Annotated in this window: 11 protein-coding genes and 1 pseudogene; 1 reads left to right on the top strand and 11 read right to left on the bottom strand. The window is 44.1% G+C overall.

Features of this window, described 5'->3' with window-relative positions:
* Nucleotide 1 precedes the first annotated feature (1 nt).
* The 9 genes and pseudogenes from G9X63_RS11100 to G9X63_RS08150 all read right to left on the bottom strand — a co-directional run bounded on the left by G9X63_RS11100 (nt 2) and on the right by G9X63_RS08150 (nt 13,655).
* A pseudogene (locus G9X63_RS11100) lies at nt 2-1,241 on the bottom strand (NupC/NupG family nucleoside CNT transporter).
* Nucleotides 1,242-1,265: 24 nt separating this feature from the next.
* Nucleotides 1,266-3,554: a polyphosphate kinase 1 gene (ppk1, locus tag G9X63_RS08185; RefSeq protein ID WP_236633920.1), complete on the bottom strand. Its 2,289-nt coding sequence runs from the start codon at nt 3,552-3,554 to the stop codon at nt 1,266-1,268.
* A 1-nt stretch (nt 3,555) separates the two neighbouring features.
* Nucleotides 3,556-3,774, bottom strand: coding sequence for a hypothetical protein (locus G9X63_RS08180; protein WP_130896131.1), 219 nt, complete (start codon nt 3,772-3,774; stop codon nt 3,556-3,558).
* Between the two features lies 1 nt (nt 3,775).
* A complete protein-coding gene (gene gyrB, locus G9X63_RS08175) occupies nt 3,776-5,746 on the bottom strand; it encodes a DNA topoisomerase (ATP-hydrolyzing) subunit B (protein ID WP_252622396.1) in 1,971 nt (656 codons plus the stop codon).
* A 94-nt stretch (nt 5,747-5,840) separates the two neighbouring features.
* A complete protein-coding gene (gene purH / locus G9X63_RS08170) occupies nt 5,841-7,364 on the bottom strand; it encodes a bifunctional phosphoribosylaminoimidazolecarboxamide formyltransferase/IMP cyclohydrolase (RefSeq protein WP_252622394.1) in 1,524 nt (507 codons plus the stop codon).
* Nucleotides 7,365-7,419: 55 nt separating this feature from the next.
* On the bottom strand, nt 7,420-8,583 hold the full coding sequence (locus G9X63_RS08165; protein ID WP_130923597.1) for a glycoside hydrolase family 88 protein: 1,164 nt from the start codon (nt 8,581-8,583) through the stop codon (nt 7,420-7,422).
* 126 nt (nt 8,584-8,709) lie between these two features.
* A complete protein-coding gene (locus G9X63_RS08160) occupies nt 8,710-9,474 on the bottom strand; it encodes an SDR family oxidoreductase (RefSeq protein ID WP_130923598.1) in 765 nt (254 codons plus the stop codon).
* Nucleotides 9,475-9,476: 2 nt separating this feature from the next.
* Nucleotides 9,477-10,772, bottom strand: a complete 1,296-nt coding sequence (locus tag G9X63_RS08155; protein ID WP_252622392.1) for a glycoside hydrolase family 88/105 protein — start codon at nt 10,770-10,772, stop codon at nt 9,477-9,479.
* 60 nt (nt 10,773-10,832) lie between these two features.
* Nucleotides 10,833-13,655 (bottom strand): PQQ-dependent sugar dehydrogenase, encoded by a 2,823-nt coding sequence (locus tag G9X63_RS08150; RefSeq protein WP_252622390.1) that lies wholly within the window; start codon nt 13,653-13,655, stop codon nt 10,833-10,835.
* A 249-nt stretch (nt 13,656-13,904) separates the two neighbouring features.
* Here G9X63_RS08150 and G9X63_RS08145 point away from each other — a divergent pair, with 249 nt between their 5' ends.
* Complete coding sequence (locus G9X63_RS08145; RefSeq protein WP_252622388.1) at nt 13,905-14,330, top strand: YybH family protein; 426 nt, start codon at nt 13,905-13,907, stop codon at nt 14,328-14,330.
* Between the two features lie 178 nt (nt 14,331-14,508).
* On the opposite strand, the gene G9X63_RS08140 is transcribed toward G9X63_RS08145, so the two are convergent.
* Nucleotides 14,509-15,090, bottom strand: coding sequence for a low molecular weight phosphatase family protein (locus G9X63_RS08140; protein WP_338079066.1), 582 nt, complete (start codon nt 15,088-15,090; stop codon nt 14,509-14,511).
* A 25-nt stretch (nt 15,091-15,115) separates the two neighbouring features.
* Nucleotides 15,116-15,634 carry an ArsI/CadI family heavy metal resistance metalloenzyme gene (locus tag G9X63_RS08135; RefSeq protein WP_252622384.1) on the bottom strand — a complete coding sequence of 173 codons (519 nt, stop codon included), beginning with the start codon at nt 15,632-15,634 and terminating at the stop codon, nt 15,116-15,118.

Below are 15,634 nucleotides of genomic sequence, written 5' to 3'. Positions count from 1 at the left end.
ATTATAATAATAAGCCTGCTAAAGTAGCTGATAAATAAGAGGCCAAAGTACCTGCAATCAAGGCTTTGAAGCCTAATTTCGCTAAATCGGAACGACGAGAGGGAGCTAATTCTCCGATACCCCCGATTTGGATAGCAACCGATGAAAAGTTCGCAAAACCACATAAAGCAAAACTCGTAATGGCGATCGTCTTCGGATCCAAGGTTGCTTTCAAATGCACCATATCTAAATAAGCGACGAATTCATTCACCACCATTTTCTTACCCATCAAGGCACCAGCCACTTCGATATCTTGTGCCGGAACGCCCATCGCAAAAGCAAACACAGAGAATACTTTTCCTAAAATCGTGTTCATCGATAATTCGGGATAGTTGATCCAAGCACCGATGTGTCCTAATCCTAAATCCACTAAGGCGATCAAGGCAATAAAACCGATCAACATCGCGATCACATTCATCCCCACTTTCAAACCCTCACTCGCTCCTGCCGCGATGGCATCGACTAAATTCGCGTGTGTTTTTGATAATTCTAATTTCACTTCCCCTTCCGTCTCCGACTTCTCCGTTTCTGGGAACATAATTTTAGAAATCACAAGTGCACCCGGTGCAGCCATCAAACTAGCGGCTAATAAATACGCTGCTGGAACTCCCAAGGAGATATAAACGGCCATTACACCACCTGCGATGCAGGCAAATGAACCCGTCATCGAAGCCATCAGCTCCGAATTCGTCATGTTTTTCAAATAAGGCTTGATCATGATTTGAGCCTCTACCTGGCCTACGAAAGTGGATGCCACATTCGAAAGCGCCTCTGCCCCACTCCACACCCATTAACCAGTGAACGCCTTTTCCGATAAAGGAAACAACGCGCTGAAGTATGCCTAAATGGTAGAACATATTCACTAAAACAGACACAAAGATGATCGTAGGAACTACTTTGAAAAAGAAAATATAATCATTTCCGGGACCAAAGGCCTTAATCATCAAATCACGATTCACGAGCGATCCGAACACAAATTGTGCTCCTTTATCCGCTTGACCTAATAAGGTATTGATGGAATCACCTAACCATTGGAAGAGGTTTTGGCCTGTCTCGGTCTTTAAAATAAACACCGCTAACAACACTTGCATTAAAAGACCTACGCCTACCGTCCGGTAATTGATCGCTTTTCGGTTATTCGACATCAAAAATGATACGCCCAAAATCAAAACGATACCGAGCAATCCTGTAAATCTTTCCATGTGTTGTTTGTTGGTGTAATTCGCCTATTTTGATTCTAGTTTCGTATCTAGGCTAACTGTAAATTTATCAAAAGCTAGTTCGGCAACCAAATCCTCGTCTTTGATTTCGTAAAATTTCGTATGGATATCAAAAGGTACATCGCTTTCGATTTTCCAATAGGTCCCATCCTCCTGCATCTCGTACGAATTTTTCGTATCCTGAAGATTCCAGTCTAAGATAGTAATAGCCAGATTCTTCGCGCGTGTATTCACTAATTCAAATAAGGATTCTATACGTCGGTCAAAGCTTCGAACCATCACATCCGCACTACCTCCATAAATTTTAGGATCGCCGGCATTGTGGAAATAATACAAACGTGTATGCTCTAAATACTCTCCTACAATCGATTTAATGAAGATATTCTCTGATAAACCTTTGCGTTGTGGACGAATACAGCAGATACCGCGCACAATCAAAAGCACCGGCAAACCTGCTTGAGAAGCTTTGTAAAGTGCTTCCATCGTCTTTAAATCCTGTAAAGAGTTAATCTTCCAACAAACTCCGGCCGGCAAACCTTGCTGGTGATTTTTCACCTCATTTTCGATCATCTCGATCAAGCGATTCCGCATATCACGCGGCGCCGTAATTAAATGCTCGTAATGAGTAGGCATCGAGTGCCCCGTGATTACATTGAAGAACTCGGAGATATCTTGCGTAATCCTAGTATCCGTTGTTAAAAGGCCAATATCTGTGTATAATTTGGCCGTATCCTCATTGTAATTTCCAGAGGAAAGGTGAGCATAACTCACCACGTGATTGCCCTCGTTCCGAATCACTTGCAACAACTTTGTGTGCGTTTTCAATCCCGGAATACCATAAATCACGAAGCAACCCGCTTTCTGCAATTTCGTTGCCTCCTTAATATTGTTCTCCTCATCAAAACGCGCCTTCACCTCAAACAAGACCGAAACGTGTTTTCCTTGCTCCGCCGCACGTAATAAAGCACTCGAAATTCGGGAGTTTTTAGAAATACGATACAGGGTGATCTTAATCGCTAAGACTTTGGGATCATCTGCTGCCTGCTCCAATAATTGAATAACGGGTTCGAAATTATTATAGGGATGGTGTAATAAAATATCACCGCGTTTAATGGTATCAAAAATATCATCAATCACCACCGATTTCAGACCTAAAGCCGGTACCACAGCCGGATTAACAGCCATTTGCGTCTTAAATTCAGCGTGTTTTAAGATTTGCCAAAAAGACGTAAAATCCAATATCGAATTCTTGACAAAAATATCCGAACGGTCTAAATTCCAACGCTTTAACATTTCTGTCAACAAGAAATCCGAATGGAATTTCTCCACCTCCACACGCGTCACACGACCCAAACGACGGTCCTTGATCTTCTTCTTCACCTCATCCACAAAATCCGTATCCGAATCTTCGTGTTCCACTAAATCAAAATCTCCATTACGCGTGATACGGAACAAGGTCGTCGATTCAATTTCCACATTGCGGTACAAAACCTGCAAATGGTGGCGTATAATCTCTTCAATCGGGATAAATAACACTTTATCTTCCCGTTCAATCACGTAGAAACGCTTCAAATTCAACGGAATCTGCACAAAAGAGATCTTTTGTTCCTTCTCGTTTCGCGTCTTTTTCTTGTCTGAAAGGCCTACCGTTACAACCCCAAAAATTAAGGTCTTCGCTAGCAAACTCGGGAACGTGTGCGTATGATCGAACACCATCGGGGTCAGCATCGGGTAGATCGTCCGCTGGAAATAGGTCGCAACCTCTTCCTTTTCGTCTTCGTCTAAATCATCTAAACAAGCTAATAAAAGCCCATTTTCCGGAAATAAAGGCAAGATTTCCTCCATGAACAGACGGTGCTTTTCTTGTGTAAATTCCTGTGCATCGTTAATAATTGCCTGCTTAAAAGGCACCTCACGCAAACCGCAATAATCCGTTCTTTCTTTCCCTAAATCGATGTAATTGTACAAAGAGCCCATTCGGATGGTAAAAAACTCATCTAAATTAGAGGCCGTAATCGCTAAGAATTTTAAGCGATCAAAAAGTGACTTAGACGTATCACGTGCCTGATCCAAAACGCGCTCGTCAAACTTCAACCACGACAAATCACGCGAGATGAATTTTGATTTCGCGATGGTATCGTTCGACTTTTGGGTCGATTTATCTACTTTCCGATTTTGCTCACGCGGAGCCATCAGATTAATCTTCCAATTCGTAGGCGTAAGTAATGACAAAAGATTCCCGGCAAGGGAATCTTTTGACTCATCGTGTTTCAGTATTTTATCTAATTCACTCATATTATTCTGTAGGAACTTGATTTTTGATGGCTTGATAATCAGAACCCAAACGCCCCATTTCTGTGGCCAAGAATTTCTGGAGTTCTAAATTAAACAAGCGTTTGTCCTCCTCTGTTAAGGAATTGTAAAAGTCTTTCAATTCTTGATTGATCTTTTGCTTTTCCTCCAGCGTCTCTGCGTGAATGCCACGCAAATGATACGACTTAAAATCAAAATTCATTCTAAACGTCTACTTTAGCGTATTTAGCATTCTTCTCAATGAAGTCACGACGTGGCGCTACTTCATCTCCCATTAACATCGAGAACAATAAATCAGCTTCGATCGCAGATTCAACCGTCACTTGCTTCAAGGTACGAGACTCTGGATTCATCGTCGTTTCCCACAATTGCTCCGCGTTCATCTCTCCAAGACCCTTATACCGTTGTACGCCTACGTTGTCTTCTTTTCCACCACCGGCTAATTCTTGAATCGCTTGGGTACGTTGATCTTCTGTCCAAACGTAACGCACTTGTTGTCCCTTTTTCACTTGGTACAACGGTGGCTGTGCAATGTAAATACAGCCGCGATCTACTAATTCACGCATATAACGGAAGAAGAACGTTAAAATCAAGGTACGAATGTGACTACCGTCAACGTCCGCATCGGTCATGATGATCACCTTGTGGTAACGCAATTTATCCATATTCAACGCACGCTCATCTCCATCTTTTCCGAAAGAAACGCCTAGCGCCGTAATCATATTCTTAATCTCTTCGTTTTCGTAGATACGGTATTCCTGTGCTTTCTCTACGTTCAAAATCTTACCACGTAGAGGCAAGATCGCTTGGAACGCCCGGTTACGGCCTTGTTTCGCCGTACCACCCGCTGAGTCCCCTTCGACAAGGTAGATCTCACATGTTTCTGGATCTGAATCCGAGCAGTCGGCTAATTTACCTGGCAACGAGTTCGAACCTAAAACCGTCTTACGTTGAACCATTTCACGCGCCTTACGAGCAGCGTGGCGCGCTTGAGCGGCTAAGATTACTTTGGCAACGATTTGACGAGCCTCTTTCGGATGCTCTTCTAACCAAGACTCTAACATATCAGACATCGCTGCAGAAACTGCACCAGACACCTCGCCGTTACCTAATTTGGTTTTTGTTTGGCCCTCAAACTGAGGCTCCGCCACTTTCACCGAGATAACCGCTGTCAATCCCTCACGGAAGTCATCCCCCGCGATATCAATCTTTAATTTATCTAAGGCACCTGACTTATCTGCGTAGTTTTTCAAGGTACGAGTCAAAGCACCGCGGAAACCCGCTACGTGTGTACCACCTTCAATCGTGTTGATGTTATTGACATACGAAACCACGTTTTCTGTGTAGGATGTGTTGTACACCATCGCCACTTGAACAGGAACCCCATTCTTATCACCTTCCATATAGATAGGCTCAGAAAGTAATGGCTCACGCGTAGAATCCAAGAACATCACGAATTCGCGAAGACCTCCTTCAGAGAAGAATTCTTCCGTTTTCGCCACGCCATACTCATCTAATTCACGCATATCCGTTAATTGAATACGGATACCCGCATTCAAGAAAGATAATTCACGTAAACGACCCGCAACTGTTTCGTATTTGTATTCTGTAACCGTGAAAATCGTCTCATCTGGCTTAAATAATACCGATGTACCTGTACGATCTGTTGTTCCTACCTCTTTTACCGGGTATTGTGGAACCCCGATTTTATATTCTTGTTGGTAAATTTTACCATCACGGCTATATACCGTTACTTTTAAATCTGTCGATAAGGCATTCACACAAGAAACACCCACACCGTGCAAACCACCAGAAACCTTGTAGGTATCTTTATCGAATTTACCACCGGCGTGAAGCACCGTCATAACTACCTCTAGAGCAGAACGCTTTTCCTTCGTGTGCATTCCCGTAGGGATACCACGACCATTATCTTCTACTAAGATGGAATTGTCCGTGTTGATCGTCACTTTGATCATATCGCAATGACCGGCTAACGCCTCATCAATCGAGTTATCCACTACCTCCCAGATCAAGTGGTGAAGACCTTTAAAACCGGTATCACCAATGTACATGGATGGACGCTTACGAACCGCCTCTAAACCCTCTAATACTTGAATATTATCTGCACCATAATTTGCCCGATCCTGAGCTGATGTATCTTGTGCTTCTGACATAATGTAATTTAATGTGTGTTAAAACGAGCTTTTTAATCGCCCGGAAATATTGTTGATTCTTAACCTTAAAAATAAAGTTTTTAACTGAATAATCCTAATGTTTGAAGTGACGAATTCCCGTCATGACCATGGCTAAATCATTCGCATCGCAGTAATCGATCGAATCTTGATCCTTTATCGATCCGCCTGGTTGCGTAACAGCCACAATACCCGCATTTCCAGCAATTTCAACGCAATCAGGGAATGGGAAGAACGCATCCGAAGCCATCACCGCGCCGTTTAAGTCAAATCCAAATTCCTTTGCTTTATCAATCGCTTGCTTTAAAGCATCTACGCGAGAAGTTTGACCCACTCCTGAAGCCAATAACTGGCCATCATTCGCTAAAATGATCGTATTCGATTTCGTATGCTTACAAATCTTTAACGCAAACGCTAGAGCGCGCTTTTGCTCGTCTGTAGGAACACGTTTCGTCACCGTCTTGAAATCTTCCACACCCTCCATTACCAAGTCCTTATCTTGCTCTAAAACACCATTTAGCAGGGTCTTGAACATTACCTTAGGAAAAGTAACCTGGTTACGCTTCAATAAAATACGGTTTTTCTTTGTCTTTAAGATCTCCAAAGCCTCCTCCGTAAAGTCAGGCGCAATCAGAATCTCACAGAATAAAGGGTTGATCGATTCTGCCGCCGCTTTGTCCACGATATTGTTTGTGGCTAACACGCCACCAAAGGCAGAAATAGGATCACAAGAAAGCGCCTTATCGTAGGCCTCTTTAACCGTTGTTCCTGTCGCTACACCACACGCATTCATGTGCTTAATGATCACGAAAGCCGTTTCAGCAAACTCGTCTAATAAAGACAAACAAGCATCTACGTCTACTAAGTTATTGTAAGACAATTCCTTACCGTGTAATTTATCAAATAGCGCCGCTAAATCTCCGTAGAATTTACCTTGTTGGTGAGGATTCTCTCCATAACGCAAGCCGTGTGCTGGCAAGGTCGTGTAGTTAGCTAAATCAGCTGTTTGGCCTGCAAAATAACGTTGAATCGCTCCATCGTAATGAGACGAAACCTGGAAAGCCTTTCCAGCAAAACGTCTACGTTCTTCTAACGTAGTAGAAGTAGAGCTGTGTGCTGCAAAAATCGCCGCTACCTCCGCGTATTGATCACGAGAAGAAACGATTAATACATCATTAAAATTCTTAGCTCCACCACGGATTAAAGAAATACCACCAATGTCAATTTTCTCAATAATATCTTCATCAGAAGCTCCAGATGCTACTGTTTCCTCGAATGGATACAAATCCACCATCACTAAATCCAAAGCAGGAATGTCATATTGTTTGGCCACCTCCACATCAGACGCTAAGTCACGACGGTGTAAGATTCCTCCAAAAACCTTCGGGTGTAAGGTCTTCACACGACCACCAAAGATCGACGGATATCCCGTTAAATCTTCTACTGCAATCACGGGAATACCTAATTCTTCGATGAAAGACTGCGTCCCTCCCGTAGAATAAAGTGTCACTCCGTTTTTATGAAGTTCTTGAATGATGGGCGCTAAACCGTCCTTGTAATAAACCGAAATTAAGGCTGATTGAATTTTCTTAACTGACATGGGGCTTGATAAAAAATGAAGCCTCAAAGGTACGAAATTCAGCCCAAAAAGCCGTCTATTTTTTAGCCATTTTTTGGTAGCGCAACAAGCCTTCTAAATAATAGTAATCCGCATAGATTAAAGGCACATCAATCTCTGAATTCAGCGATTTTGCTCCCACACAATGCTTGATCAGGAAGTGGTTGTTTTCACCCAAAGCTGCACGGTACGCTGGAGACGAAAGGGACTCCAACATCTTCACCGCATCTGCGTAATAGCGCTTGCCTTTCTCTCCAGAATAGGTACTCAATTCTAACAAGGCAGACGCTGCAATCGCACCCGCCGAAGCATCGCGCTCTTCCGTAGGAATGTTAGGCGCATAAAAATCCCAATACGGAATCTTGTCAGCCGGCATATTCGGGTGATTTAAATAGAAATCAGAGATTTTTTGGGCGAAGTCGAGGTATTTTTTGTCCTTCGTGTTGCGGTACATTTCTACGTAGCCGTACATTGCCCAAGCGTGTCCGCGTGTCCAGGTAGATTCGTCTTGGTAGCCTTGGTGTTGTTTTTTGGCCAAAACCTTGCCATCCACATCATAGCAAATCACATGATAACTCGAATAATCCGGTCTAAAATGGTTCTTCATCGTATTATCCGCGTGAATAATCGCGATCTCCTTAAAACGTGGATCTCCCGTTTCACGTGACGCCCAGAACAACAATTCCAGGTTCATCATGTTATCGATGATCACCGGATATTGATATCCTCCTTTGAAACCATTCCATGACTTAATCAAGCCGATTTTGGGATCAAAACGTGTCGCCAAAGATTTCGCTGATTGAATCAATACCTTCTTATACTCCGGATCCTTCGTCAGACGCAGGCCATTCCCGAAAGAATCGTACATCATAAACCCTAAATCGTGCGTCCCGGTATTGAACTGCTCCTTCTTCACTGCCTCCGTCCATAATCGCGCAGCCGATTCCCATTTCGGATCTTTGGTCTTTTCATACAAGAACCAAAGTCCGCCCGGGAAAAACCCAGAACACCACCACTTCGATGGCATATTTCTGTAGGTCCCATCTTGCTTCGCCGAGTGCACCGTCGTGCTCGTATCTGGTTGTGCCGCCAGCATCAATTGATATTGTTGGCCTGCTAACGCGATTTGTTTGTCCACATCGATTTTCTGCGCGAAAAGAGAGGTGGAGAGGAGGGTGAGGATTAGGGTAAGTTTTTTCATAGCATTTAGTTTAGAGATTATAGAGTAGAGAGTATAGAGTAGAGATTGTAGAGTGTAGATAAGAGATTATAGATTATTTATCTCCTCTCTCTACTCTATTATCTATAATCTATTATCTCTGCTCTCCTACCGCCCCATCCAGCCGCCATCGACGGTCAAAATGGTTCCGTGAACATAGTTAGAGGCTTCAGAGGCTAAGAACACCACCGGACCCTTGAAGTCCTCCGGTTCTCCCCATCTTCCCGCCGGAATTCGTCCTAAAATAGAAGCGCTGCGCTCTTTATCTTCGCGCAATGCCGTCGTATTATCGGTGGAAATATACCCTGGAGCAATCGCATTCACATTTACTCCTTTCCCTGCCCATTCGTTAGCTAAAGCCATCGTTAAACGGGCAATACCGCCTTTGCTAGCAGCATATCCGGGAACGTTGATGCCGCCTTGAAAGCTTAATAGAGAAGCCGTAAAAATAATTTTTCCACTGCCTTCAGCGATCATCCGAGCACCGATTTCGCGGCTCAAAATAAACTGAGATGACAGATTGACTTCTAAAACCTCATCCCAAAACTCATCTGAATGTTCCGCTGCCGGATTACGCAAAATGGTTCCTGCGTTGTTCACTAAAATATCGATACGAGGATAGTCAGCTTTCAACTGTTTGATGAAAGCATACAGTGAATCGCGATTTGAGAAGTCAGCTTGGTAAGCTTTGAATTTGCGACCTAAAGCCTCTACCGCTTTGGAAACCTGAGAACCCGACAATTCTAAATTAGCCGAAACCCCAATGATATCCGCACCAGCCTCCGCTAAACCTAGCGCCATCGCCATTCCGATTCCTCGCTTACAACCCGTGACTAGCGCTATTTTTCCTGTTAAATCAAACGTATTTTTCATAATTATTTCAAATGTACGGCAGAATCATTGATTTGGTAAGTGTGATGTGTCACTAAATCCATCATCGCCGCGCCGGCTAATAAAACGGGACCATATCCGTGTGCCGCATACGGTGAAATAGGACGATGGTAATAGAACGCTGGATCCCAGGCTAAACCTGTTCCCACACAAGTCCCTTCCACTTGACCTTTTTCATTCACTTTCGTATTGACTGCATTCCAACCTAAAATTGCTGCCGGACCGTAAGTTTTAGGGTCGAGCCAGCCTTTATTTATGCCTTTGGCCATCACATAGGTATAAATAGCGGTCGCAGAAGTCTCTAAATAGGAATCATTTTTATCCAGTAATTGATGCCAAAACCCCGTCCCATCCTGCAATGCCATCAGCCCTTTCAAGTGGTTTTTTAATTGGGCCAAAATCTCCGAACGAGCCGGATGATTCGCCGGCAAATACTCCAATAATTCGCAGTTGGTCAACAAGGCCCAGCCATTCGCACGCCCCCAATGAAATTCCGGGTGCTCCGTGGCGTCCACTAAATAACCGTGCATATAAATATTTTGGTTCGGATTGAACATCCGTTTGCGGTAGGCATTGAACTGAAAAACCGCCTCCTCATATTCCCCTAACTGCAATATAGCCGGAATAGCCATATAGACATCGTCCAGCCACATCGTGTGGTGTAATGGTCGAATCCGCACCAAAGTGCGATCCGGTAAGCGATGCTCTTCCTTTAAAATAAAGTCAGAGGCACGTTTCGTAATGTAAGACATATCGGTCGTGAAGCCTGCTTGCTTCGCCTTGACCACGGCCATTCCCATCGCTCCGATGTCGTCTAATGCGCGAGGATGCACTAAGCCTTTCAACACATGAGATTGATCTGCGGGAATCTTTATGGCCTCTGGAACAGCCGAATTTATCAGATTGAGGCGATTAAACACATAGTTCTTGTATTTCACATCCCCGGTGACTTCTGTTAAAGCGAGCATTCCGGAATAAGTCACTCCCCATTCGTAGGAAATCGGACGAAAATCCCCCTTGCTAAATAGGGTATTTGCGTTATAGGTTTTCACTTCTGCGCCGCTCGTCTTATCCACAAAACGATCAGGCGTCGCCGTTTCTAAATAAGCGAAGACGCGGTCGATGGTTTTTTGGATATTTTCAACTGTAGGCGCACCGTAAGGCGTGGGGTAATCTGGCTGTAATGCGTGGAGTGGCGCCGTGGCGTCCGAAGCGGTGGTGATGTTTTTTTGGCCCAATAAGGAGCCAGAAATTAACAACAAAAAGATGGTATAGCGCATAAAAAAAGGGGTCCTCTCCATTAAAGCAGAGAGGACCCCAGAATTACTATAATCAAAAGACTATTTTTTCATTTCAATACCCGAGATCTGCACGACGATTTGTTGTTCGGTTGCTTTCGGGTTTACTGCTACAAAATACAAATCATGAGAACCTGAAGTTGGTTGGATAGCTACTTTTTGGGCAGATGGACCATTCATTCTACGTGGCGCTTGACCAGCCGGTGCCGCTGGAGCTGCAGGCGCTGAAGCTGGCGCAGCTACTCCTGTTCCTAGTGGCGCACCCTTTCCTGGAGCCGCAGCTGGAGGAGGTCCACCAAATCCACCTTGTGACACTTCGATCGGTGCTGTTTGACCAATAACCGTTCCCGTAGGAGAATCTAACCGAATTTCAATCACACCACCCGCGGCGTTAGAACGCGCTTGTGCTGAAGCTGAAATTTCAATTGTTGAGATTCCAGTTAGATCTAAATCCTTGTAACCTAAGTGTGGATTTTGACCCACCATATTCGTCGAACGACCTGGAGTAATCAATTGCAAAATACCTTTCGTCATATCTGCTTTCTCCACGTTCAAGGCTGGGTGACGCAAGAACAACCATTTCTCCGATTGAACTGGAGCCATCTTCTTATTTCCTTTATCTAAATAAGTCGCACGAACCACGAATACGCCTTTCGAAGACGATTGATCCGCTGGCTTTTTCAAACCTAAGGTTCCTGAGGTGGCGATGGCATTACTTGCTTTGGCATCTCCTAAACTCAAGATATAGTTCACCATCGCTTTCGCATCTGCTTTCGAGATATTCGGGTGAGCAGACATCGCGTGTTCGCCCCAAACGCCCATTCCACCAACAATTACCTTGTCAGAAAGTTTCTCCACCATATCTTGGCCTTTGTACTTCTCCGCCACTTCTTTGTAAGATGGCCCTACAGAACGTACAGACATTTGGTGACAAGACTTGCAATCACTTGCGTTGATCAAACGAAGACCTGCAGAGGCAAATAAATCGCTATCAGCCTTGCGGTGCGATTGCGCCATCTCGATCGGATCGTAACCTGAAGCTACATAATCCACGGTCGCTGCAACTGCCTCTTTGGCAATACCTTTACCTAGCGTTCCGTCTTCTTTATCTTCAACTTTCACTTCGTATTTCAAAGGCTGCCCCTCGAAATAGAACGATTTGTTTCCTTCCACCGCGATATCCACTACTGGAGCTTCGTTACCCACTAAGATTTCCAAAGAAGCCGTGTTCGATAATCCTTTCGGATCTGCCGCCTTCAAAGTCACTTCGTATTTACCCGCATCTCTCAATTGTAAGGTCGGATTAGCTCCTGATAAATTTTTCACGAATTTGCCGGCCTTCTTGACTGTCCACGTATAGATCAACTTATCTCCGTCGAAATCTTTCGTTCCATCTGCAGATAAAGTCGTTGTAAAGGGAGCAGCTCCCGCCTTCTTAGCTGAAGATGCTTCTACATACGGCTTGCGGTTTCCGCCTTGGTATTCAATCTTCACCAAACGCGCATTTTCATTTCCGCGGAACCAAGCCGAACCATATTCTAATACATATAAATCTCCTTCAGGACTGAAGTCCATATCGATCGCAGATCCAAAAGTTGTAGATGGCATAAAGCGCTCCATCGACTTGTAATCTCCTTTTTCATCCATGGTAACTGCCATAATCCAGCCACGCATAAACTCCACGATTAACCATTTTCCCTCGTAATACGATGGAAATGCACGTTTCGCACCTGCAAAATCCGCCTTTCTGAAAACTGGACCTCCCGTCGCTGAACGACCTGATGAACCCACTAAAGGAAACTCCTCTGACGTTCCATACGGATACCAAATCATCGCCTTCGTTGCCGCAGGTAATTCACGCAAACCGGTGTTATTTGGAGATTCGTTCACTGGAGCCGCTGGATTGAATTTAGGCCCAATGGACATCGTCTCAAAGTTTACATCCGCATAGGCTTGGTTATTTCCAATGAAATAAGGCCAACCATAATAGCCTGGACCTTTGGCCTGATTAAACTCATCATACCCGCGTGGACCTTTTTCTGAATCTACTGACGCATCCGGACCTACTTCACCCCAATATAAGAAACCCGTTTTCGAGTCAATACTCGGTCTCCAAGGATTGCGGTGACCCATCGTATAAATTTCTGGCTTCGTCTTAGGTGTTCCAGGCGCAAATAAATTGCCTTTTGGAATCGTATAGGTACCATTCGCCTCTGGGTGAATGCGTAAAATCTTTCCGCGTAAATCATTCGTATTCGACGCACCACGTTGATCATCCCAATACGCTTGACCTGGACGCTCATCGATAGGCGCATAACCATCTGAATTACTGTTACTTGTATTATTTCCTACGGTTAAGAACAGGTTTCCTGATTTGTCAAAAACCATTCCACCACCCGTATGGCAGCATTCCTCCCGCTGTGTAGGAACCTCCAAAAGCACTTTTTGTTGCTCTACTAATAACTCATCGCCACGCAATTCCATACGCGCTAAAATGTGCTTCGTCTCCGTTGGATGCGCATAATAAAGATATAACCAGTGGTTTTTGCTGAAGTTAGGGTCCAAAACAATACCCATCAATCCCTCCTCTGCCACACGCTCTTGACCCAAACGGTTCTTGTATTTCGTGTTCACATTTAAGTGAGCGATTGTCTTCGTCTCTTTGGTCTTCGTGTCATAACACTTCACATCTCCCTTGCGTTCCACAAACAGGATCCGTCCATCCGGCAAAAAGGTAAACTCCATCGGTTCATCTAATTTGTCTACCAAAACTGATTTCACAAAACGATTTTCATCGGGGGCCTGCGCAAGCGAAGAAAGCACAGGAAAAGCCAGTAAAAGGGCTAGCGTAATTTTCTTAATCATAGGTCTAATTTATTATTCTACAAAAATGATACAATAATCGGATTTTAAAAATTGTTAGGGGGAAAATGAGACGAAATGCCAAAATCAGTAGTCAGTGGACAGTGGACAGTGGCCAGAAGACAGGAAATCACAAAGAGCAAAGCTCAAAGTACAAAGATGGAATCCCTTTCAGGGATAAATTCACAAAAAACTGATTCAAACTCTGAACTTTGCTCTTTGAACTTTGAACTTTGTAAATAAATTTACAATATGAAAACACTCCTCTACCTCCTCCTCTTCATCCCATCCCTTCTTTTCGCTCAAACAAATAAAGACGAAAACGAAATCAAGTCTGTCCTGCAAACTCAGATTAAACTATGGAATAAGGGCGATATTGAGGGCTTTATGGAATACTACGAAAAATCCCCTAATCTAAAGTTCATTGGAAAGTCTGGCGTCGTTTCAGGCTGGGAGGCGACGTTGCAACGCTATTTAAAATCATACCCCAATCGCGAGACGATGGGCACGTTAGATTTTGACATTCAAGAAGTAGATATTACAGCAGGAAAAACGGCTTGGGTATTAGGCCGCTGGCATTTGACAAGACCGACCGTGGGTGATGTGGGTGGCTATTTTACGTTGTTGATGAAGAAGGTGAAGGGGAAGTGGCTGGTGGTGAGGGATCACACCTCGTAAATTTTAGGGTAGCCACGTAAAATGTGCTTCGCAATATTTTATCGTAGCTACCCTAAAATTTACTCTCTAAACTACTTTCAGATTTATTTCCTAAAGTGAAAAAAAAGCATTTAAACATTACCGAGTTCATCCCCAGAGGGGATACCAACTTTATTCTTTGTGCTTTATTCTTTATGCTTTAAATAGTAACTCTAGAGAAAACGAAAAACATCTCACTCGCTATCTGTCTCGATCTTGCATCGTATTGCGCAGCCTCCTCGGTGGTGTCATCAAAGGCTTTGGGATCCTCATAACGAACCGGAATACGTGCTTCCGCACCTGGGATGAAAGGGCAATTTTCGTCTGCATGTGAACAGGTCATCACCGTCGCAAAAATGCCGTGTGGATTTATGACGTCATCATATAGTTTCGAAAAAAGAATGATGGGACGTGAATCCTGCGTGTGCAAGGCGAAATAGATGGGGTTGGAATGGCCGTGTTTAGAGACAATGAAACCCATTCGCTCTAGGGAAGCCACGGTGCGTTCGTTGCATGCCGTCACCTCCACCCCGCCAGAATAACATTGGGCGGGGATTTGGAAATAGTCAGCGGCGGTTTGGGCCCAGACTTGTGAGAATTGAGAGCGGCGCGAGTTGTGCGTGCAGATAAAATTCAGTCGAATCGGCTGCTCTTTTTTGCGTTTGTCTTTGATGTAATCAATCAAGACTTGTAGTATTTCTCGGCGCTCGTTTGGGATTTCGAGGGAGAGAATTTGTTCCAAATTTTGGTTTAAAATATCCTTCATCTTAGCAACATCCTGAGCCTGGGGTACAAGCGTTTGCGGCTTGCACTTCGGCGATTTTTAATTTTGGTTTTTCTTCAGCCACTGCTACCGGCGGCATACAACAAGCTGAGGCGTCCTGTGAAGCGTAGTGTGGGTCATTGAATTCTGCGTCTTCATGGAAATAATAGACTTCCCATTGAACACCGTCAGGATCTGTTGCCCAGAATTTGTCTTGAACGGCGAAGCAGCAAGAGGTTCCGATTTCTTCTTTGGAAACAATCCCTTGTTTTCTAGCCACTTCTAAACGGGCATTCATCTCTTCCGAAGTTTCTACTTGGAAACCTAAGTGGCCAAAGTTTGCCTGAACACGCTCTGGATTTTCAATAAACGAGATAATCAAGGAGGGACTATCTAACACATATTTCGCATAACCAGGCTTCACTTTCGTGGCTGGCTGACCGAAAAAAGTAGAATAAAAATTCACCGATGCCGCTAAATTGCTGACATACAAGGAGACGTGCATTCGTGGAAAAGTGGACAT

The organism is Aquirufa antheringensis, assembly GCF_023921165.1.
Taxonomy (GTDB): Bacteria; Bacteroidota; Bacteroidia; order Cytophagales; family Spirosomataceae; genus Aquirufa; species Aquirufa antheringensis.
This window is presented reverse-complemented; position numbering and strand designations above follow the sequence as displayed.

Bases quoted from the DNA above. Each gene is read 5' to 3' on its own strand.
- ppk1 (WP_236633920.1), bottom strand. From the start codon at position 3,554: ATGAGTGAATTAGATAAAATACTGAAACACGATGAGTCAAAAGATTCC.
- G9X63_RS08180 (WP_130896131.1), bottom strand. From the start codon at position 3,774: ATGAATTTTGATTTTAAGTCGTATCATTTGCGTGGCATTCACGCAGAG.
- gyrB (WP_252622396.1), bottom strand. From the start codon at position 5,746: ATGTCAGAAGCACAAGATACATCAGCTCAGGATCGGGCAAATTATGGT.
- purH (WP_252622394.1), bottom strand. From the start codon at position 7,364: ATGTCAGTTAAGAAAATTCAATCAGCCTTAATTTCGGTTTATTACAAG.
- G9X63_RS08165 (WP_130923597.1), bottom strand. From the start codon at position 8,583: ATGAAAAAACTTACCCTAATCCTCACCCTCCTCTCCACCTCTCTTTTC.
- G9X63_RS08160 (WP_130923598.1), bottom strand. From the start codon at position 9,474: ATGAAAAATACGTTTGATTTAACAGGAAAAATAGCGCTAGTCACGGGT.
- G9X63_RS08155 (WP_252622392.1), bottom strand. From the start codon at position 10,772: ATGCGCTATACCATCTTTTTGTTGTTAATTTCTGGCTCCTTATTGGGC.
- G9X63_RS08150 (WP_252622390.1), bottom strand. From the start codon at position 13,655: ATGATTAAGAAAATTACGCTAGCCCTTTTACTGGCTTTTCCTGTGCTT.
- G9X63_RS08145 (WP_252622388.1), top strand. From the start codon at position 13,905: ATGAAAACACTCCTCTACCTCCTCCTCTTCATCCCATCCCTTCTTTTC.
- G9X63_RS08135 (WP_252622384.1), bottom strand. From the start codon at position 15,634: ATGTCCACTTTTCCACGAATGCACGTCTCCTTGTATGTCAGCAATTTA.